The following is a 19,290-nucleotide window of genomic DNA, read 5'->3' as shown; positions in this document are numbered from 1 at the left end:
TAATTATTGTTCATAACGAAAGCGGAATTTTTCTTGTTCACTTGCCGCTTTCGCCAGAATCCACTGCCGGAAAGCGGCTATTTTACCCAGTTCTGCCTGACTGTCATGGCAAACAAGGTAAAACGCATTCTTACTGACCAGAACATCATTAAATGGACACACCAGGCGACCGGCTTCAATCTCGGACTGCGCCATGACATTGTTGGCCAGCGCCACGCCCTGCCCGTGAATGGCCGCCTGCAGCACCATCGCGCTGTGGCTGAAAATCGGCCCCTGCTGCACATTAATATGGCTTAGACCAAGCTGGCGGGTATAAGTTTGCCAGTCGCGGCGGGACGCATCGTGAAGCAACGTATGTTGCGCCAGATCGGCAGGCGTTTTCAATGCTTTATCGCCGGTGAGCAGCAGCGGGGAACAGACCGGCAGCAGATACTCGGCGTACAGTTTTTCCACACGCAGGCCCGGCCAGTTGCCGCGACCGTAAAAAATCGCCACATCGACATCGTCCGCCAGCTTATCCTCCTGACGGTCCACCGCCTGGATCCTGACGTCGATTCCCGGATAAGCTGAGTTAAAGCTTGTCAGTCTCGGCACCAGCCACTGGATGGCGAAACTTGGCAATAAACTGACCGTTAATGCCCCTTTGGCGCTGCGCGCCTGCAGTTTACGCGTCGCTTCCGTCAGTTGCGAAAAAATCTCTTTAATATCCTGAAAATAGCTCTGCCCTTCTTCCGTTAACAGCAGCGAACGATTGCGCCGACGGAACAGCTTAAGGCCCAGAAAATCCTCGAGAGACTTGATTTGGTGGCTGACTGCGGCCTGCGTCACAAAAAGCTCATCGGCTGCCCGAGTGAAGCTGAGATGGCGTGCGGCTGCATCAAAAACACGTAATGCATTCAGAGGAGGTAATCGCTTCGACATGGTTATTCTGGCTTAGATGTTAACTCAATTTAACAAATAGGAAACAATGGTTAACCTATTAGTTTTTTTTATCTGAGCCATTATAAATTGTCCGTTGAGGTTCTACCAGCAAATACCTATAGTGGCGGCACTTCCTGAGCCGGAACGAGAAGCTTTTTTTGGAATGCGTGTTCCATCAAGCTTTTGGCTTACGGTTGTGATGTTGTGTTGTTGTGTTTGCAATTGGTCTGTCTTTGCAGACCCCGGTAGCAAGGCTACCCCTTTTCACTTCCTGTACATTTACCCTGTCTGTCCATAGTGATTTAATGTAGCACCGCAACGCGCGGTGCTTTTTTTTGCCTTTTTACTGCCTTACTCGTCCAGCTCACCCAGCTGTTTCACGTCAGAGCGATTGATCTGCTGTTTGTTGCCCCACGCGTCCTTATACGAGATCATGCCAGTATCATTATCGGTTTGCGGTTTCCCGTCGGTAACGATGGTCCGCCCATCATTGGTATGCATCACATAGTTAGAGGAACAGGCGCTCAGGCCTAAAGTCAGCATACAGGCAGAGATAATCGCAGCGGCCTTAGTCATTTTCATTTTTCTCTCCTTACGGCTATTTATACTATTCGTGACTCGTTAAGTAATAGGTTAAAACACAAACCCAACACTTTTCAGCATAACCCTCTTTGACCCACGTGGAGTCACATTCGGACAATTCCACAGAGCGCAGAGGCCTTGTCACGCCCGACAAATTGCGCGACGATCGCGGTATTGATACGAGGAATTCCATGAACGCATTCAACCCTGCGCACTTTCGCGCGCAGTTTCCGGCTCTGGCCGATGCCGGCGTCTATCTCGACAGCGCGGCGACGGCGCTCAAACCGCAGGCGGTGATCGACGCCAGCGACCAGTTTTATCGCCTGAGCGCCGGCAACGTCCACCGCAGTCAATTCGCCGCCGCCCAGCGGCTGACCGAGCGCTATGAGGCGGCCCGCGAGCGCGTGGCGGCGTGGCTGAACGCCCCCTCAGGCAAAGATATCGTCTGGACGCGGGGGACCACCGAGGCCATCAATATGGTGGCGCAGAGCTACGTCCGGCCGCGCCTGCAGCCTGGCGATGAAATTCTCGTTAGCGAAGCCGAGCATCATGCCAACCTCGTGCCCTGGCTTATGGTGGCCGGGCAAACCGGCGCCAGAGTGGTCAAGCTGCCGCTCGGCGCCGACCGCCTGCCGGATATCGCCAGCCTCAGCGCGCTCATTACCCCGCGCAGCCGGGTGCTGGCCATCGGCCAGATGTCCAACGTCACCGGCGGCTGCCCGGACCTGGCTCAGGCCATCCGCCTTGCTCACGCCGCCGGGATGGTGGTGATGGTCGACGGCGCGCAGGGGGCGGTACATTTCCCCGCGGACGTGCAGGCGCTGGATATCGATTTTTACGCCTTTTCCGGCCATAAGCTGTATGGCCCGACCGGGATCGGCGCCCTGTACGGCAAAAGCGAACTGCTGGCGGCGATGTCGCCCTGGCTCGGCGGCGGGAAGATGATCGCCGAAGTCAGCTTTGACGGCTTTACGCCACAGCCGGCCCCTTATGGCCTTGAGGCCGGTACGCCCAATGTCGCCGGGGTTATCGGCCTCAGCGCCGCGCTGGAGTGGCTGGCGCAGAGCGATATCGGCCAGGCGGAAAACTGGAGCCGCAGCCTGGCGAGCCTGGCGGAAGAGGCGCTGGCGAAACGGCCGGGCTTCCGCTCTTTCCGCTGCCAGCAGTCAAGCCTGCTCGCCTTTGAGTTCGACGGTATTCATCACAGCGATCTGGTGACGCTGCTGGCCGAGTCCGGCATTGCCCTGCGCGCCGGGCAGCACTGCGCCCAGCCGCTGCTGGCGGCTTTAGGAGTCAGCGGCACGCTGCGGGCCTCTTTCGCCCCCTACAATACCCAAGACGATGTTGCGGCGCTGGTCCACGCGGTGGATCGCGCCCTGGAAATTTTGGTGGATTAATGACGACCCTGCACCCCTTCGGCACGACCATTACCGACGCCACGCTGCGCCAGACCTTCGCCCCGCTGAACCAGTGGGAGGATAAATATCGGCAGCTGATTTTATTGGGCAAAAAGCTGCCGACGCTGACCGATGAGCGCAAAGCGCAGGCCCATGAGATTGCCGGGTGTGAGAACCGCGTCTGGCTGGGCTATGAGGAGGACGCCGAGGGCAGGCTGCACTTCTTTGGCGACAGCGAAGGAAGGATTGTGCGCGGTCTGCTGGCGGTACTTTTAACTGCCGTGGAAGGAAAAACCCGCGCCGGGATCCTGGCGCAGGATCCGCTGGCGCTGTTCGACGAGCTGGGGCTGCGCGGCCAGCTCAGCGCCTCGCGCAGCCAGGGCCTCAGCGCCCTGAGCGAGGCGGTGCTCGCCGCCGCCCGCGAGCGCTAATCTCAAGCTTTCGCTTACCCGCCGAACTACTTCCCGGAAGCCGCAGCGTCGCGCTGCGCTTTCGCCAGCATCTTCTTCAGGGCATGCGACACCGCGACAAACCCGAAGGTCGCGGTCACCATCGTCGCGGCGCCAAAGCCGGATGCGCAGTCCATCCGCTTCGGCCCTTCCGCCGTACTCTTCATCGCGCAGACACTGCCGTCCGCCTGCGGGTAGACCAGCGCTTCCGTAGAGAATACGCAGTCCACGCCGAGCTTGCCTTTACTGTTTTTCACCACCCCAAACTGGCTTTTCAGACGCTCGCGCAGTTTAGCTGCCAGCGGATCCTGGATGGTCTTCGCCAGGTCAGCGACCTGGATCTGCGTTGGGTCAATCTGGCCGCCTGCCCCGCCGGTGGTGACCAGCGGCACTTTGTAGCGGCGGCACCAGGCAATAAGCGCCGCTTTTGGCCGGACGCTATCGATGGCGTCGATGACATAGCTGAAGCCGGCGCCCAGGTATTCGGCCACGTTTTCCGGGGTTACGAAATCATCCACCACCGTCACCCGACACTCCGGGTTGATCAGGCGAATACGTTCCGCCATCACCTCCGCTTTCGCCAGCCCGACGTTGCCGCTGAGGGCGTGGATCTGGCGGTTGGTATTGGTAACGCAGACATCGTCCATATCGATAAGGGTGATCGCCCCGATGCCGGTCCGCGCCAGCGCTTCCGCCGCCCACGAGCCGACCCCGCCGATCCCGACCACGCAGACGTGGGCGTCGGCAAAACATTGCAGCGCTTTTTCACCATATAAACGTGCCGTACCGCCAAAACGCTGGCGCCAGGCATCGCTGATTACAACAGACATAGAACCTCAGAACAAAATGACAGCGCCCGGAGGCCGCAGCAAACGGCGTCATCCGGGCGCCCTGGTCAACAGGCACGGCCAGGGGTGTTAGCCGCTAAAAACATTTCCCGCGCCTGGCGCGTTTTTCAGCACCCATACGCGGCCGTAGTGGTTATACCAGCCGGCACGGTGGCCAGCGTCAGGCCCAATGCCCTGATAGATGTCGAAATGCTGGCCTTTGATGGCCCCGCCAACGTCGAGGGCGACCATCAGACGCAGTTCGTACTGGCCGTTAAACTTGCCGTTATTATCCAGCAGAGGTACCTCGGCCAGCAAGGTGGTTCCCGGCGGAATAATCGACCGGTCGGAGGCCACCGAGGCGCGGCCGATCAGCGGCACGGCGCTGGCGCCTTTCACCGGCGCGAAAGACTGTGGTTTAAAGAACACGAACGACGGGTTCTGCTCCAGCAGCTCGCGCACTTCCGCTTCGCTGTGCTTTTCACCCCACTCGCGGATCGCCTGCATCGACATATCTTCTTTCTTCACTTCCCCGCGGTCGATCAGCACTTTGCCGATGCTGCGATAGGGCCAGCCGTTTTTCCCGGCATAGCTAAAGAAGTTGAGCGGCGAACCGTCGCCAAAATCGATATAGCCGCTGCCCTGCACGTCCATGATGAAGTTATCCATCAGCGAATTGCTGTACGCCAGCACATAGTTGTCGCTCAGCGCGCCGGCATAAATGCTGGCGCGGGACGGCAACTTGCCGCGCTTCGGCGGCATCCGGTAAATGGGGTACTGGAATTCGCCCTGACGGGTGTGGCGCGCCTGCACCACCGGCGTGTAGTAGCCGGTAAACTGGACGTTGCCATAGTTGTCGACGCCCTGCATCTGCCAGGCGTCGATGCCAAACTGGCGCAGCGTGCGGGTGTCGCCGCCGGCGCGCAGCCACTCCTGCAGCGCGTTATAGACGTTGCTCTGGCTGTTATAGAGGCGCGGAGAGGCGTTACGAATTTGATTAACCTGCTCGGAGAAGTCGCCGGCGTTGATCGGCGCCCCGACGGCATCCGGCTGGTTTACCAGTGAAAACGGCTGGGTGAACTTGCCATCGCTATATTGCTGACCGCGGTCGGTCGGTTTTGAGGAACAGGCGGCGAGCATAGCCAGCATTGCCCCCGTCGCTACGTATTTTGCCCAACGTCCTTTCATGGTGTCTCATCTTTTGCTGCGAAGCCTTAGTGCGTGTTGAAGATAACAAAGCGCCAGAGCTATTGAAATGCGCGATCTCATCGATGGCACAGATTTGTGTAAAAAAACACCACAACGTGGCGTTTTATAAGCCAATTCTTACAAAAATGTCGATTTGGTCGAAAAAAGGTTGCATCATCTCGCTAGCGGAGTATAGTGCGCTTCCACGGACGCGGGGTGGAGCAGCCTGGTAGCTCGTCGGGCTCATAACCCGAAGGTCGTCGGTTCAAATCCGGCCCCCGCAACCAATTAAAATTTGATGAAGTAAAGCAGTACGGTGACGCGGGGTGGAGCAGCCTGGTAGCTCGTCGGGCTCATAACCCGAAGGTCGTCGGTTCAAATCCGGCCCCCGCAACCAACATCATAAACACCCTCAAGGGTGTTTTTTTTGTTTCTGCCGCCGGCAAAACCTCTGCCGAAAACGGGAACGGCCATTGCCGCCCCCATCTCCTGCTTACCCCTTAGGTAACACAATATTGCTGGCCGCCAGCATGCCCATGCGATGGTACATCGCACAGGCCGCCTCGACGATCGGCATCGCCAGCGCCGCGCCGCTGCCTTCCCCCAGCCGCATACCCATATTGAGATACGGTTCGAGTCCGAGGTGCGCCAGCGCGATACGCGCCCCCTTCTCCGCCGAATAGTGGGACGGGATCAGATACGGTTTTACCGCCGGCGCTATCCGGCACGCCGCCAGCGCCGCCGCGTAAGAGAGAAAGCCATCCAGCACCACCGGCAGCCCGCAGGACGCCGCCCCCAGCATGACGCCGGTCATCCCCAGCAGATCAAATCCACCGACTTTGCTCAGCACGTCGAGGCCATCCTTCGGGTCGGGCTGATTAAGGGCGATAGCCCGCCGCACGACCTCCACCTTGTTGCCAACCTTCGCCAGCGGCAAATTGGCGCCAATCCCAACCACCTCCTGCGCATCGCTGCCGGTCAGGACGCTGACCATCGCCGCCGCCGGCGTGGTATTGGCCATCCCCAGTTCGCCGACGCCAAACAGAGTCACGCCCTCCTGCGCCAGCGCGCGGGTGTAGCGCATCACCTCCAGCAGCAGCTCCTGCCCCTGCTCGCGGCTCATGGCCGGGCCGCGGGCAATATTGCCGCAGCCCCGCGCCACCCGCATATTCACCACGCCGGGCAGCGGTTCGCTATCGATCCCGACATCAATCACGTGCACTTGCGCCCCGGCCTGGGCGGCGAGCACGCAGACGCCGGTGGTGCCGCGGGTCATATTGGCGGCCTGGATGGCCGTGACCGCCTTCGGCGAAATCGCCACCCCTTCGTCCCATACCCCATGGTCGGCGCACATCACCAGCAGAGCCTTTTTCGCCACCTGCGGCTGGCCGCCCAGGCCGGGCATTCCCGCCAGCTGCACCGCCAGCGCCTCCAGACGCCCGAGGCTGCCGGGGGGCTTGAGTAAGCCGTCGATGTGTTGCTGTGCCCGCGCCATGGCGTCGGCGTCCGGCGCGGGGATCGCCCGCAGTACCTCGTTTACGCTTTGCATACAGAATCCCTGCCAGGGCTGGCCCGGTCGGCCAGCGATTGAGTTATTTGATTTTGACGCCGATGCCGGAGACCACCAGCCAGACCGCATCTGCCGCGGCCGCCAGGCGCTGATTGACCCGCCCGGCGATATCACGAAAATGCCGCGCCAGGCGGTTCTCCGGCACAATGCCCATCCCCACCTCGTTGGTCACCAGCACGACGTGCGCCGGGCAGCGCTGACAGGCGGCAATCAGCACGCCAATTTCGTCATCAATAGCCCGCTCCATGGCAGCGTAATCCCAGCCGTCGGGGTCGCTGTCGCCGCCGAGCGCGAACAGCAGGTTGGTGACCATGGTGGTAATGCATTCCAGCAAAATCGCCTCCTCTGGGGCGATATCCGGGGTGATCAGTTCATCAAGCTGCTGCCAGCGCTCGGCGGTGCGCCAGTGGGCGGGCCTGCCGTCGCGATGATGCTGGATCCTTGCGGCCATCTCGTCGTCAAAGATTTGCGAGGTGGCGATATATAAAACCTGCGGCGCATCGGCAATCAGCGCCTCGGCATGGCGGCTTTTGCCGCTGCGCGCGCCGCCGGTCACTAAAGTCAGCATAGGGGCTCCTGATGTTGGCGCATGATGGCGTAAATTTGATCGATGGCGATATGTTCGCGCATGGCATCGGCCAGCAGGTCAAACTGGCGGGTTTTATAGCGGGCATACTCAAGGGCGCTGTCCAGCGGCGCCAGCCCTTTGCGCTGACGCAGGCCGTTAACCAGCGCGCGGGTAAATGCATCGCTGTCGAACAGGCCATGGAGATAGGTGCCGAACGCCAGGCCGTCGTCGCTGAACGCGCCGTCTGCCACTGACTGTCCCGCTTTATGCAGCAGCAGCAGCGGCGCGCAGCCTGCCTCGCGGCGCGTCTCGCCCATATGAATTTCGTAGCCACTGACCCGCAGCCCCGCCGCGTCGGCTAACCAGTCCGGGAGGTTAGCCTCCAGGGTCGCCTGCACCTGAGTGGTGGTTTTGCGCTGGGCGAAGTGGGTCACGGTCTTCAGCACCCCCAGTCCGGGCTGGGTGCCAAGGCCAGACTCCACCTCATCGATAATGGTATCGCCGAGCATCTGATAGCCGCCGCAGATCCCCAGCAGCGGCACCTTGCGCTGCCGGGCCTGCTCGACCGCGTGCGCCATGCCGCTTTCACGCAGCCAGCACAGATCGCCGAGGGTATTTTTACTGCCCGGGAGAATGACCAGGTCGACGTCGGCCAGCGCCTGCGGGTCGCGGACATAGCGCACCCGGACGTCAGGCTGCGCCGCCAGGGCGTTAAAGTCGGTAAAATTGGCGATATGCGGCAGGTGAACGACGGCGATGTCGATATCGCGCCGGTCGGTGCGGTGGTATTTCCCGGCCTGCAGCGCCACGCCGTCCTCATCCTCAAGGTCAACTTCAAGCCACGGCATAACGCCCAGCACCGGCACGCCGGTCAACGCCTCGATCTGCTCGATCCCCGAGCGCAGGAGCGCCACATCGCCGCGGAATTTATTGATAATCACGCCTTTCACCCGCGCTCGCTCCTCGGGCTGCAGCAGCGCCAGCGTGCCGTAAATCGCGGCAAATACCCCGCCGCGGTCGATGTCGGCCACCAGGATCACCGGGCACTGCGCCATTTCGGCCATGCCCATATTGACGATATCGCGGTCGCGCAGGTTAATTTCCGCTGGGCTGCCGGCCCCTTCCAGCACCAGCGCCTCATACTCCCCGGCCAGGCTCTGGTAGACCGCGAGGATCTGCTCGCGCAGGCGTGGCTTGTACTGGTGATAGCTCACCGCGTCCATGCTGGTCGCCACCTCCCCCATCAGCACCACCTGCGCCTGACGGTCGCTGGTGGGCTTGAGCAAAATCGGATTCATGCGGACATCCGGGGCGATCCCGGCTGCTTCGGCCTGGAAAATCTGCGCCCGGCCCATCTCTTTGCCATCCGGCGTAATGCCGGAGTTCAGCGCCATATTCTGTGATTTAAACGGCGCGGTGCGCAGTCCATCCTGATAAAAAATGCGGCACAGTCCCGCCACCAGCACGCTTTTCCCGACGTCGGAAGCGGTGCCCTGTAACATAATCGCCAGCGTCATGACGCCTCCTTAATCGCGCCTATCGCATCGTTGCGCATCCGCTGAAAAAACTCCGCTTCGGTTTTACACAGCGGCAGCCCCAGTTCGCTATGAAGTTTCACCAGCCACGGCTGGGTCAATCCCGCCCGGGCCATGGTCTCCGCGCAGGCAAACACCTCGCCGGGTTCCCCTTCGGCCAGCACTTCGCCGTGCCGCAGAACGTAAACGGCGTCGCTCACCTCATAGATCAGATCGATATCGTGGCTGGAGATCGCCACGTGGTTGCCGCGATCGGCAATGCGCTTGATGATGTCGATCATCTGCGCGCGCCCGCGGGGATCGAGGCCCGCGGTGGGCTCGTCAAGCAGCAGGTAGCGCGCCTGCAGCACCAGCGCCCCGGCGATCGCCACCCGTTTTTTCTGCCCATGACTGAGGCACTGGATCGGCTGCTGGCGAAATCCCTGGGCATCGACGAGGGTCAGCGCCTCGTCCACCCGGCGGGCGATCTCCTCTTCCGCCACCCCGAGGTTACGCAGACTAAAAGCGATATCGCTATCGATATCGGTATAGAAGATTTGCTGGTCCGGATCCTGAAACACCGTCGCCACCTGCTGGCGCAGCGCCAGCAGGCCGCGCTTGCTGTAGTCCAGCGGTTTTCCCTGCCATAGCACCGCCCCGCTCTGCGGGCGCAGCAGGCCGCTCAGGTTCATAAACAGCGTCGACTTTCCGCAGCCGTTGGCCCCCACCAGGCCGGTCACCGCATGGCGGGAAAAATCCAGCGTCAGCCCTTTAAGCACCGGCTCATCCTGATAGCGAAACCAGAGATCGGTTGTGGCAAGCATACTTATCCTTAGAGGTGAAAATCACCCTGGTACAATTTGATATCCAGCGCCGTGCTCATCTGTTGATAGCGCAGGAGGACGCGGGTGAACAGCAGTCCCACCAGCATCGCCAGCGAGCGATAGCCCTGCGGCACGCTACCATAGCCAAAACGCAGGGTTTGCGCGCGGTGAATCGCCATCGCCTCGTCCAACAGAATAAAAATGAAGCGCCAGGTCAGCAGGATCTGCTCCGTCAGCAGTCGCGGTACACGACCGCGCTTGAGTAAAATAATCAACTGCGGGAAAGGCAGATTGAGCACCAGCCAGAGCGTCGCCGCCATCGCCGCCAGGCTGCGCCAGAAAGTCTCCCCGGCCACGGCCAGCCCCTGGGCGGAAATCCCTATCGAGAAAGCGCCCAGCCGAAAGCTCGCTAACAGCATCTGCGGGTCGCGGCTGACGCTGAACAGAATGGTCAGCACGCCGACCAGCAAAAAGCCAAAGGGCAGCGCCATCCAGCGGCACCAGCGCTTGAATGAGACCCGTAGCAGCCAGCAGGTCAGCGCGGCGGTTAGCGCCAGCGTCAGCGCCTGGCCCCACGCCGGCAGCGTAAAGGCCAGCGCCATCAGCAGCAGCCAGAGCAGAAACTTCCGCTCTGGCGCCACCTGCAGCCAGCGGCTCTGGTAGCTGAGTCGGTCAAACCCGGTCATCACGGCGCTGTCTGCCCCTCGCATATCCAAGAATGTAAAAAATCACCGCCGCGCCCAGCGAGCCCTGCAGGGTAAACAGCAGGCTCTCAATCTCGCCGCTCGCCGGTTCATATAGCGGCTGGAACCAGGGTTGATAATCCGGCGCCACCGCCTGGATCTGGCTCTCCGCTTCGCCGTCCGAGCCGCCAAACTCGCCGCCGTGGTTAATAAAAAATGGCAGGATCATCAGGGCGACCACCATCGCCAACAGGATCAGGGTCTTTTTCATATTAATGTCCCTCCGCGGCGATCAGTCGCCGTTTGGTTAGCTGATCGTAGATCATCACGGTGAGCAACCCTTCCGCGATGGCGATCGGGATCTGCGTCAGGCAGAAGATGCCCATAAACTTGGCGATCGATCCACCTGCTCCGGTTGCCGGATCGGGAAAGGCCACCCCGAGCTGGACGGAGGTGACAAAGTAGGTCATCAGATCCGCCAGCATGGCGCAGAGAAAGACCCCGACATCGCGACGGATCCCCGCCCGACAGGCCAGCTTCCACACCAGATAGCCGACCATCGGACCGATCACCGCCATCGACATCCCGTTGGCGCCAAGGGTGGTCAGGCCGCCATGCGCCAGCAGCAGCGCCTGGAACAGCAGAACGATCGCCCCCAGCACCGCCACTACGCCCGGCCCGAAGAGGATCACCGCCAGACCAACGCCGGTGGGATGCGAGCAGCTGCCGGTCACCGACGGGATCTTCAGCGCCGAAAGAACAAAAATAAACGCCCCGCAGAGAGCCAGCAGCACCTTCTGATTGCTCTCTTCCTGGACGATACGCCGCAGGCGCACCAGGCCGTACCACAGGCAGGGTAAAAACAGCAGCCACCACGCCAGCGCCCACATCGGCGGCAAAAAGCCTTCCATGATATGCATGGCGAACGCCTCCTGCGGGACGATGATCAGCAGAACAGCAGCCGCCAGCCCCCCATACGAAAGCTGCTTCAGCGATTGCACCTGATTCATTACGCCTCCTCCCACTGTTTGTTAACCAGGATGGTCGAGAAATAGGGCAGCGGCTGATCATCGCTGACCTCGCGCAGGCTGCGCCAGCACTGCTCACCCGGCAGGGTGGCCTCTGACATCATCAGCGCCGCATCCAGCAGCCCCGCCTGCGCCAGCAGCGCCTTAATGCGGGCGAAGCGGCCGTAGACTTTCATCAGAACCAAACTGTCATGCTGGCGCAGCGCCGCGGCAATGTCCGCTTCCGGCGCGGTGCAGGAGATCACCGCCAGCGACTGCTGCTCCATGGCCAGCGGGGTTTTCGCCCGCGCAGCAATGGCGGCGAAGGAGGTAACGCCAGGGACAATCTCCAGCCAGTCCGGGCAGCCAATCCGCTGCAGCAGAAAGACCCAGGTGCTGAACAGCATGGCATCGCCGAGGGTGATAAATCCGACCTGCCTGCCCGCCGCCACTTCCTGGGCCAGCGCCGCGGCGACATCGTTCCACACCGCCTCTTTTTCCGCGCTGTCGGCGCTCATCGGAAAATAGCAGCAGCGGACCTCCGTGTGTGCGCCAAGGTACTCGCGCACGATGGAGAGGGCCAGGCTGTCGCCGCCTTTGCGACCGGCTGGCGCATACAGCACATCCAGCTGGCCGAGGATCCGCGCCGCACGCACAGTGATCAGATCGGCCGCCCCCGGCCCGGTGCTCAGGGCGTACAGTTTGCCGCTCATGCTGCTTTCTCCATCGCGTTATTCAGCGCCTGCTGCAGATGGGCGACGAACATCGCCCGCACCGCCGGATTTTCCCCTAACCCGCTCAGCCACGGCGTTGCCGTGATACCGGCGGCGTTGAACAGCGTTTTCCAGGAGTCCTCTTCGTCCGAGGCCATATCGTTAATGGCGTGGTCGCCGGCCACCAGCATCAGCGGCATCAGGTGCACGCCGGTCACGCCCTGGCGAGCGAGTTCGTTAATCACGATGTCCACTTCGGGATAGCTTTCCACCGCCCCCACCCGCGCCGGAAAACCCTGCACCGCCATCATATGATCCAGACAGGCGTAGGCCGCGAAGGCGTGGTGGCTAGCGCCATGCCCCATAAATACCACTCGTTCCGTCGCCGCCAGCGGCGGCATCTGCTGGCGCAGGGCCTGCATTAGCTGCACGTAATCGCCATGACCGCTCAACAGCGGCGCGCCCAGCGTCAGACGCTGAAAGCGCGGGCGCATGCTCTGCACTTCGCGAACGATCTTCTCGTACTCGTCGCCGTTGATAATGTGCAGGGACTGGATCGCCACATCCTGGTACCCCTGCTCGGCCAGCTTTTGCAGGGCCTGCAGCGGGGTATCGATATGGATGCCGTCGCGCTGCTGCAGTTTGCGAATAATCATCCCCGAGGTGAAGGCGCGAAACAGCGTGCGGTCCGGGCAGCTGGCGGCCAGATCGCGCTCGCAGGCGGCGATGTTCTTCTCGCGGGTGTCGTGATAGCTGGTGCCAAAGCTCACCACCAGAAGTGCTTTTTTCATATCCTGTTCCTCAAGTCGCCGACAGCCAGCGCGTCAGCCGCGCAGCGAAATCGGCCTGGCTTTGCAGTAATTCATCGCCCGTCACCAGCGGCGCCGGACGGGTAATGACGATGCAGGGGATCCCCGCATCGAGACAGGGTTGTACTTTTTCCTGATAGCCCCCTTCCGCCCCCGAGGCTTTCGTCACCACGACGTCGGCCCGGCACTGGCGATAAAAGGCGGCGTTAAATTCAGCGCTGAACGGCCCGCAGAGGGCAAAGATCTCCCCCACGCCAAATCCCAGTTCGCTGCAGTGCTGAACTACCTCCGGCACCGGCAGCACCCGGGCAAGCAGCGTTTTCTCCGCCAGCCCCGCCCGCCAGGCCGCCAGATCTTTGCTGCCGGTGGTCAGCAGGATCCGCTCGCCGAGGCGATGGGCTACCGCGCAGGCCTCGTTCAGATCGCCGACGACGTGAAGAAGCGGATGGCGCAGATCGCTCAGCTGCTCCGGCCTTTGATAGCGGCTGAGCAAGACTCCGACGCTGGCGCAGGCGCGTACAATATTCTCGCTAACCACCTCGGCGTAGGGGTGAGAGGCATCGATCACCCAGCGGGTGCGTTGCGCCTTCAGCCACTCCGCCATCTGCTGCCACTCCATGCGCCCGCAGCGTATCTGGCCACGGATAGCGCCGGCCAGCCGCTCGCCGGTGGAGGTCGCCACCGACAGGGTGTAGCGCACGCCGGCGGCGTCCAACTGCTGGCAGATCGCCCGCGCATCGCTGGTGCCTCCGATAACCAGCACGTCGCCGTGGTTCACAGCGCGTAGCCTCGCGGGGTAATCATCAGACCGTTATCGATGTATGTCGCTTTGTTGCCGACGATCACCAGGCTGGTCATATCCACCGGGGCGAAATCCATCTCCCCGAGGGTGGTCAGCCATTTCTCCTGCTTTTTACGCCCGGCGGACTTCACTACGCCCACCGGCGTATCCGCGCTTTTGCTGGCCGCCAGCAGCGCAAAGGCGCGCGCCAGATGCCCTTCGCGGCCGCGGCTGCGGGGGTTGTAAAAACAGATAACGAAGTCCGCTTCCCCGGCGGCGACAATGCGTTTTTCAATCACCGACCACGGCGTCAGCAGATCGCTGAGGCTGATATGGCAGAAATCATGCATCAGCGGCGCGCCGAGCAGCGAGGCGGCGGCGATACTGGCCGTCATCCCCGGGATCAGGCGGACCTCAATGTCCAGCCGCTGCTTATTAACCAGCTCCAGCACCAACCCCGCCATGCCGTAGATGCCGGCGTCGCCGCTGCTGATCAGCGCAACGTTGTGCCCGACCTGCGCCAGCTCGATGGCCGCCTGGCAGCGTTCAATCTCTTTGCACATGCCGGTTTTGATCACCTGCTTGTCACCGGTAAAGGCTTTTACCAGGTGGGTGTAGGTCTTGTAGCCCACCACAATCTCCGCCGCCTGCAGGGCCTCCACGGCTTCCATGGTCATCATCGCCTGCGAGCCAGGGCCAATTCCGATTACGCTTAACATCAGTGTGAAACTCCCAAAGTAATAGTGACGCCCTGCTCGCGCAGGGTTTCGCCGGACAGGTTTCCCTGACTCAGCAGCCAGGCCACCGGGCCGGAGACGCTGCCGACGCCGACCGTCTCCCGGACAAAAGACGAGGCCGGAAAGCGGTGCTCGTGCTCGCGCAGCGCCTCGGCGCTGAAGGTTTCGAACGGCACCCGGCAGCGATGAGCCAGCTGGCGGAGCCCCGGCTCGTTTGCCTTCAGGCTCACGCTGCCGATCGCTTTCAACGCCAGTGGGTCAAGGCGCTGGGCAGCAAGCTGTCGCTCCAGCAGCGTACTGAGCAGCGCGCAGGGGGTGTCGCGCCGGCAGCCGATCCCCGCCACCACCCGCTGGGGCACCAGCTTCCAGTGAGGTATCGGCAGCGGCGGCAGCGATCGGCGCACGGTGATGCAGATCAGCGCGTCGAGCGACGGCAAGCGCGTAAGGTCCCTCACCGAAATAAAGCCGCGCTGGTCGCAGCGGCTTAGCGCCTCGGTAAATTCAGCGTCGCACCACAGTCCCACCCGCTTACCACTCACCAGCATCTGATTGACGGTTTTCACCGTCGCGCGAAAATCGGTCATCCGGGCGTTCAGCTCAACAGCCAGTGTGTCGAGGGCGGCCAACTCGTTGACGTCGGTTGCGGTGGTGATCACCGGGTCGGCGCCGAGCATCCCGGCGAGATAGCGGGTCAGGGCATTCGCCCCCCCGGCATGGCCGGAGAGCAGGCTGATGACGTGCCGGGCGCGCTCATCAATCACCACCACCGCCGGGTCGCTGAGCTTGTCATTCACCAGCGGGGCCAGCACCCGCACGGCAATCCCGGTGGCGCCGATAAAAATCAGCGCCGAAAAGCTGCTGAACGCCTCGCGGGCAGCGCTGGCAAAGCCGCCGTTGAAGGGGATAAACCCCTCCTCCTGCAGCGCCTCGCTGGTGTAGCAGGTGAGCGGCAGCATCGCCGCCAGCCTTTTTGCCAGCCGCACGCCGCCGGGCGTCAGGCAAAACAGGGCAATGGATTCAGGCTTTACGGTATTCATGGCTAAAATCCGCTGCGTACAGTTTGGAGTAGTGATACTCATCGCCGAGGAAGGGACCGACGAGGATCAGCGCCGTTTTGCGGATCCCGGCGTCGCGTACCTTATCGCCGATGTCCGCAAGGGTTCCGCGGACGGTCTGGCTTTCCGGCCAGGTGGCCTTATAGATCACCGCGACCGGGGTGGTCGCCGGGTAGCCGCCCTCCACCAGCCGCTCCGCCACCCGGTGAATACGCTGCACCGACAGGTAAATCGCCATCGAGGTCTGGTGGCTGGCAAAGGCCTCCAGCTGTTCGCGCGCAGGAACCGGCGTGCGCCCTTCCAGACGAGTAATAATCAGACTTTGCGATACCTCGGGCACCGTATATTCCACCCCCAGCTCCGCCGCCGCGCCGAGGAAGGCGCTGACGCCCGGCACCACCTGCCAGCGGATCCCACGGCGGGTCAGCTCTTCGCCCTGCTCGCGCACCGAGCCGTACAGCGAGACGTCCCCCGTCTGCAGGCGCACCACCGTTTTTCCCGCCTTCACGCCCGCTTCCATCAGATCGAGGATCTGCTCCAGATGCAGCGCGGCGCTGTCGTGACACTCCGCCTGTGGCGGACAGTAGGCCAGCAGCTCGGTGTTAATCAGCGACCCGGCGTAGATCACCACCTGCGCCTGCTGCAGCAGACGGTAGCCTTTGAGAGTAATCAGTTCGCAATCGCCAGGACCGGCGCCGACGAACCACACGCAATGGGGATCAAAAGTCTTAGCCATGGTTTCCTTCCTTCTGACAGGCGATGACAAAAACGGGATTATGGGGTTTGAAGTAGTGGCCGCTGCCCAGCGTGGTCAGCGATGAGACGTTCAGCTGCAGGCAATCAATCTGTGTAATCCCCCGCTGCTGCAGATAGTCGAGAGCCGCATTCAGGTTCTCCTGCAGGATAAAAGTCATCACCAGACGGCCACCGGGATAGAGCTGCTGCCACGACCAGTCAATGAGCTCGTCGAGGCGGCCGCCGCTGCCGCCCATAAAAATGGCGTCGGCGCGTTCGGTCATCACCATCGGCGCTTCGCCGGGCAGGATCTCAATATTGCCGCAGGCGAAATGCTGGCGGTTTTCGTCCAGCAGCCGGAGAGCCGCGGGGTTGCGTTCGATGGAGGTTACCTGCAAAGAGGGATACTGCAGCGCCGCCTCAATCGACACGCTGCCGGTACCGGCGCCGATATCAATCAAGTGGCTTGCCCGGTGTAGCTCAAGTTTGGCCAGCGCCAGCGCGCGAACCGCCTCTTTGGTCATCGGCACCTTCTCGCCGCGCAGAAAAAGCTCATCTTTCATCGAGGATCACCACCGCGTTCATCTCAAATTCGGCATCGACCTCACTGACCGGTAGCCAGTGGATCCGCTCGTTATCCATCGCCAGATTTTCGCCAATCACCATCCAGCGATACCCTTTACCCCGCGCCGCCAGCTGGGCGGCGATTTCCCGCGGCCCGCAGCGCCCGTCGGTCACCATCGCCACCTTGCGCTGGCGCGCCAGCTCATCAAAACAGACGTCCCGTCCGTGGCTGCTGGTCAGCCAGATATCGTTCATATCGATACCGGCCTTCGCGCAGAGATACTGCACCGCGCTGATGCCGGGGATAATGCGCACGCGCTCGATGCCAAAGTGGGCGATCAGCCGCGTGCCGATGCCGTAAAAGAGCGGGTCGCCTGAGGCCAGCACCACCACCTTCTGCGCTGCGCGTTCGCCGAGCCAGACCAGCAGTTCGGCAATATTGGCGCCCAGCGCAAACCGTTCGCCGCGAAATCCGGGGAACTGCTCTAAATGCCGCTTACCGCCTACCAGCGCATCCGCGCTGGCGACCGCATCTTGCGCCGCCGGCGTCATCAAATGCAGGCCTGACGGCCCCATGCCGACCACCGTTAACATGACATCTCCCGCGCAATCTCGGCGATCGGCCGATTGCTGCCGAGAACCTTGTTATCAAAGGAGAACATGATGGCGTCGCAGACGGGCGGCGCTTTGGTAAAGCGCAGCATCTGCATCACCCGCAGACAGATGCGTTCAGCAAGATGGTTATAGATAGGCTGAAAACCGTACGCGTCGATGTGCTCCATCGCCGCTTCGGTGGTATCGCATTCGCTCACCAGCTGCAGCAGCGCCAGCGGTGCCCCCTGCAGCGCCAGATGCGCGACCAGCGTTTCCATGCGCGCATCGGCGATATGGCTGTGGGTATGGAAGATCCCGGCGGCGACTTTAATCAACTTGCCGGGATGGCCAATCAGCACGATCTGACGGAACCCGAGGCGCACGGCCTCTTCAATCATGTAGCCGACGAAGTTGCTCATGGTGACCACCACCTGCGAGTCGATGCCCATCTGCTCACGTACGAAGCGCTCGCCGTGGTTCCCCGGCACCAGCACCACGCGCTCCAGTCCGGCGGCGCGTTTGATCTCCAGCTCGAGGGAGAGCGAGCGCTTCCAGCTCTCTTCCGACATCGGGGTGACGATCCCGGTGGTGCCGATAATCGAAATCCCGCCGAGGATCCCCAGCCGCGCGTTATAGGTTTTTTGCGCCCGCACCTCGCCCTCCGGGGCGAAAATCTCTACCGTCGCCCCGCGCGACGGGCCAATCGCCTCGCGCACCGCCGACTCGATGGTGTGGCGCGGGGTGCGGTTAATCGCCGGGCTGCCGATGGGCAGGCCGATCCCTTTGCGGGTGACTGTGCCGACACCTTCGCCGCCGCGCAGGGTTATCTCGCCGGAGTCGTCGAGCGTCACGCGGGCGAAAATCAGCATCCCGTGGGTGGCGTCAACGTCGTCGCCGCCGTCTTTACGAATCGCGGCGATCGCCTGCTGCCCTTCGACGTGCGGCGACTCGACGTTAAGGCACAGAGTCACGCCGGAAGGGGTGACAATGGAGACCTGATGAATGAGGTGCTGGCGCATCACCATCAGCGCCGCCACCTTAGCCGCCGCCGTGGCGCACGAGCCGGTGGTGTAGCCCTTGCGCAGGGCTTTGCCGTGATGCCACACCGGGTCGTCAAAGGCCTGATCGCTCATTGCGCCTCCCGCAGGTGGTACAGCAGGGCGTTCACAATTGCTGCCGCCACGTTGCTTCCCCCTTTGCGGCCGAGCGCAGCGATAGCCGGCAGGCCGCTCTCGCTGAGCGCCGCTTTCGACTCCGCGGCGCCGACGAACCCGACCGGCACCCCCACCACGCCGCCGATGGCCGTTTCGCGGTGTTCCAGCAGGCGAAACAACGCAGTTGGCGCATTGCCAAAGACAAACACTTTCTCCCCGGGCTCCTGCACCGCAATATCCACCGCCGCCATCGAGCGGGTCATCCCCCGGCTTTGCGCCTCGCGCACCACCCGCGGGTCGCTGATATAGCAGCGGCATTCGCCGCCAAAGCGGGCTAACAGGGTTTTGTTGATCCCGGACAGCGCCATGGTGGTATCGGTATACAGGGTGCAGGGCCGGCTCAGCGCCTCGCTCAGAGCGATCAGGGCATCCGGAGAAAACCACAGAATATCCAGCCACTCGAAGTCAGCGGTGGTGTGGATCACCCGCTTGATAATCGCCTCGTGCAGCGGGCTGGCGAAACGGTAGTCCGGTCGCGTTTCGGCGATGATCTCGCTGATAATGTCGAAGCTTTTCGCCTCAATCGCCTGCGGTTGTTGTATGTACTGCATCAGGTTC

The 19,290-nt window shown here is 62.0% G+C and carries 23 protein-coding genes and 2 tRNA genes; 4 read left to right on the top strand and 21 right to left on the bottom strand.

The window, feature by feature from the left end:
• Positions 1-3: 3 nt before the first annotated feature.
• On the bottom strand, positions 4-921 hold the full coding sequence (gene gcvA, locus ABLU73_RS02725; RefSeq protein ID WP_002915545.1) for a glycine cleavage system transcriptional regulator GcvA: 918 nt from the start codon (positions 919-921) through the stop codon (positions 4-6).
• A 351-nt stretch (positions 922-1,272) separates the two neighbouring features.
• On the bottom strand, positions 1,273-1,497 hold the full coding sequence (locus ABLU73_RS02720; protein ID WP_002915549.1) for a YgdI/YgdR family lipoprotein: 225 nt from the start codon (positions 1,495-1,497) through the stop codon (positions 1,273-1,275).
• 197 nt (positions 1,498-1,694) lie between these two features.
• Here ABLU73_RS02720 and csdA point away from each other — a divergent pair, with 197 nt between their 5' ends.
• Complete coding sequence (gene csdA / locus ABLU73_RS02715) at positions 1,695-2,900, top strand: cysteine desulfurase CsdA (protein ID WP_004205516.1); 1,206 nt, start codon at positions 1,695-1,697, stop codon at positions 2,898-2,900.
• The gene (gene csdE, locus ABLU73_RS02710) at positions 2,900-3,331 is read left to right on the top strand and encodes a cysteine desulfurase sulfur acceptor subunit CsdE (protein WP_043520790.1); all 432 of its coding nucleotides are present in this window, start codon (positions 2,900-2,902) and stop codon (positions 3,329-3,331) included. The genes csdA and csdE overlap by 1 nt, the downstream gene beginning before the upstream one ends.
• Before the next feature lie 26 nt (positions 3,332-3,357).
• On the opposite strand, the gene tcdA is transcribed toward csdE, so the two are convergent.
• Both tcdA and mltA read right to left on the bottom strand, forming a co-directional pair.
• Positions 3,358-4,179, bottom strand: a complete 822-nt coding sequence (gene tcdA, locus ABLU73_RS02705; RefSeq protein ID WP_043520792.1) for a tRNA cyclic N6-threonylcarbamoyladenosine(37) synthase TcdA — start codon at positions 4,177-4,179, stop codon at positions 3,358-3,360.
• Positions 4,180-4,266: 87 nt separating this feature from the next.
• Entirely contained in the window at positions 4,267-5,364 is a 1,098-nt protein-coding gene (mltA, locus tag ABLU73_RS02700) for a murein transglycosylase A (RefSeq protein WP_002915579.1), read from the bottom strand.
• A gap of 210 nt (positions 5,365-5,574) precedes the next feature.
• Between mltA and ABLU73_RS02695 the strand changes: the two genes are divergently transcribed.
• Together ABLU73_RS02695 and ABLU73_RS02690 are read left to right on the top strand one after the other, a co-directional pair.
• A tRNA-Met gene (locus tag ABLU73_RS02695) sits at positions 5,575-5,651 on the top strand.
• 33 nt (positions 5,652-5,684) lie between these two features.
• A tRNA-Met gene (locus ABLU73_RS02690) sits at positions 5,685-5,761 on the top strand.
• A gap of 96 nt (positions 5,762-5,857) precedes the next feature.
• Here the strand turns inward: ABLU73_RS02690 and cobT are convergent.
• From cobT to ABLU73_RS02605, 17 genes are read right to left on the bottom strand one after another with little or no spacing between them, the layout of a single operon-like run.
• A complete protein-coding gene (cobT, locus tag ABLU73_RS02685; protein WP_023319039.1) occupies positions 5,858-6,913 on the bottom strand; it encodes a nicotinate-nucleotide--dimethylbenzimidazole phosphoribosyltransferase in 1,056 nt (351 codons plus the stop codon).
• Between the two features lie 43 nt (positions 6,914-6,956).
• Positions 6,957-7,502 (bottom strand): bifunctional adenosylcobinamide kinase/adenosylcobinamide-phosphate guanylyltransferase, encoded by a 546-nt coding sequence (gene cobU, locus ABLU73_RS02680; protein ID WP_004205511.1) that lies wholly within the window; start codon positions 7,500-7,502, stop codon positions 6,957-6,959.
• Positions 7,496-9,019: a cobyric acid synthase gene (locus ABLU73_RS02675; protein WP_264923717.1), complete on the bottom strand. Its 1,524-nt coding sequence runs from the start codon at positions 9,017-9,019 to the stop codon at positions 7,496-7,498. The genes cobU and ABLU73_RS02675 overlap by 7 nt, the downstream gene beginning before the upstream one ends.
• On the bottom strand, positions 9,016-9,840 hold the full coding sequence (locus tag ABLU73_RS02670; RefSeq protein ID WP_023319040.1) for an energy-coupling factor ABC transporter ATP-binding protein: 825 nt from the start codon (positions 9,838-9,840) through the stop codon (positions 9,016-9,018). The genes ABLU73_RS02675 and ABLU73_RS02670 overlap by 4 nt, the downstream gene beginning before the upstream one ends.
• Before the next feature lie 8 nt (positions 9,841-9,848).
• Entirely contained in the window at positions 9,849-10,526 is a 678-nt protein-coding gene (locus tag ABLU73_RS02665) for an energy-coupling factor ABC transporter transmembrane protein (protein ID WP_049092081.1), read from the bottom strand.
• Entirely contained in the window at positions 10,513-10,794 is a 282-nt protein-coding gene (locus tag ABLU73_RS02660; protein WP_004205507.1) for an energy-coupling factor ABC transporter substrate-binding protein, read from the bottom strand. The genes ABLU73_RS02665 and ABLU73_RS02660 overlap by 14 nt, the downstream gene beginning before the upstream one ends.
• A gap of 1 nt (position 10,795) precedes the next feature.
• The gene (cbiM, locus tag ABLU73_RS02655; RefSeq protein WP_004205506.1) at positions 10,796-11,533 is read right to left on the bottom strand and encodes a cobalt ECF transporter S component CbiM; all 738 of its coding nucleotides are present in this window, start codon (positions 11,531-11,533) and stop codon (positions 10,796-10,798) included.
• Positions 11,533-12,243: a cobalt-factor II C(20)-methyltransferase gene (locus ABLU73_RS02650; protein ID WP_087770891.1), complete on the bottom strand. Its 711-nt coding sequence runs from the start codon at positions 12,241-12,243 to the stop codon at positions 11,533-11,535. Before ABLU73_RS02650 ends, cbiM begins: the two co-directional genes overlap by 1 nt.
• Positions 12,240-13,034, bottom strand: a complete 795-nt coding sequence (locus ABLU73_RS02645; RefSeq protein WP_017899205.1) for a sirohydrochlorin cobaltochelatase — start codon at positions 13,032-13,034, stop codon at positions 12,240-12,242. The genes ABLU73_RS02650 and ABLU73_RS02645 overlap by 4 nt, the downstream gene beginning before the upstream one ends.
• 10 nt (positions 13,035-13,044) lie before the next feature.
• Positions 13,045-13,830 carry a cobalt-precorrin-6A reductase gene (locus ABLU73_RS02640; RefSeq protein ID WP_057213103.1) on the bottom strand — a complete coding sequence of 262 codons (786 nt, stop codon included), beginning with the start codon at positions 13,828-13,830 and terminating at the stop codon, positions 13,045-13,047.
• Entirely contained in the window at positions 13,827-14,552 is a 726-nt protein-coding gene (locus ABLU73_RS02635) for a precorrin-3B C(17)-methyltransferase (protein ID WP_117124595.1), read from the bottom strand. Before ABLU73_RS02635 ends, ABLU73_RS02640 begins: the two co-directional genes overlap by 4 nt.
• On the bottom strand, positions 14,552-15,607 hold the full coding sequence (cbiG, locus tag ABLU73_RS02630; protein WP_260768348.1) for a cobalt-precorrin 5A hydrolase: 1,056 nt from the start codon (positions 15,605-15,607) through the stop codon (positions 14,552-14,554). Before cbiG ends, ABLU73_RS02635 begins: the two co-directional genes overlap by 1 nt.
• Entirely contained in the window at positions 15,588-16,361 is a 774-nt protein-coding gene (locus tag ABLU73_RS02625) for a cobalt-precorrin-4 methyltransferase (RefSeq protein ID WP_053810000.1), read from the bottom strand. The genes cbiG and ABLU73_RS02625 overlap by 20 nt, the downstream gene beginning before the upstream one ends.
• Positions 16,354-16,923 (bottom strand): decarboxylating cobalt-precorrin-6B (C(15))-methyltransferase, encoded by a 570-nt coding sequence (locus ABLU73_RS02620; RefSeq protein ID WP_080838210.1) that lies wholly within the window; start codon positions 16,921-16,923, stop codon positions 16,354-16,356. Before ABLU73_RS02620 ends, ABLU73_RS02625 begins: the two co-directional genes overlap by 8 nt.
• Positions 16,913-17,518 (bottom strand): cobalt-precorrin-7 (C(5))-methyltransferase, encoded by a 606-nt coding sequence (locus ABLU73_RS02615; protein ID WP_109938188.1) that lies wholly within the window; start codon positions 17,516-17,518, stop codon positions 16,913-16,915. Before ABLU73_RS02615 ends, ABLU73_RS02620 begins: the two co-directional genes overlap by 11 nt.
• Entirely contained in the window at positions 17,512-18,651 is a 1,140-nt protein-coding gene (gene cbiD, locus ABLU73_RS02610) for a cobalt-precorrin-5B (C(1))-methyltransferase CbiD (RefSeq protein WP_004205492.1), read from the bottom strand. The genes ABLU73_RS02615 and cbiD overlap by 7 nt, the downstream gene beginning before the upstream one ends.
• Positions 18,648-19,283, bottom strand: coding sequence for a cobalt-precorrin-8 methylmutase (locus ABLU73_RS02605; protein WP_004205491.1), 636 nt, complete (start codon positions 19,281-19,283; stop codon positions 18,648-18,650). The genes cbiD and ABLU73_RS02605 overlap by 4 nt, the downstream gene beginning before the upstream one ends.
• Positions 19,284-19,290 lie beyond the last annotated feature (7 nt).

Source organism: Klebsiella sp. GG_Kp175, from assembly GCF_040062325.1.
In the GTDB taxonomy this organism is placed as follows: domain Bacteria; phylum Pseudomonadota; class Gammaproteobacteria; order Enterobacterales; family Enterobacteriaceae; genus Klebsiella; species Klebsiella quasipneumoniae.
This window is presented reverse-complemented; position numbering and strand designations above follow the sequence as displayed.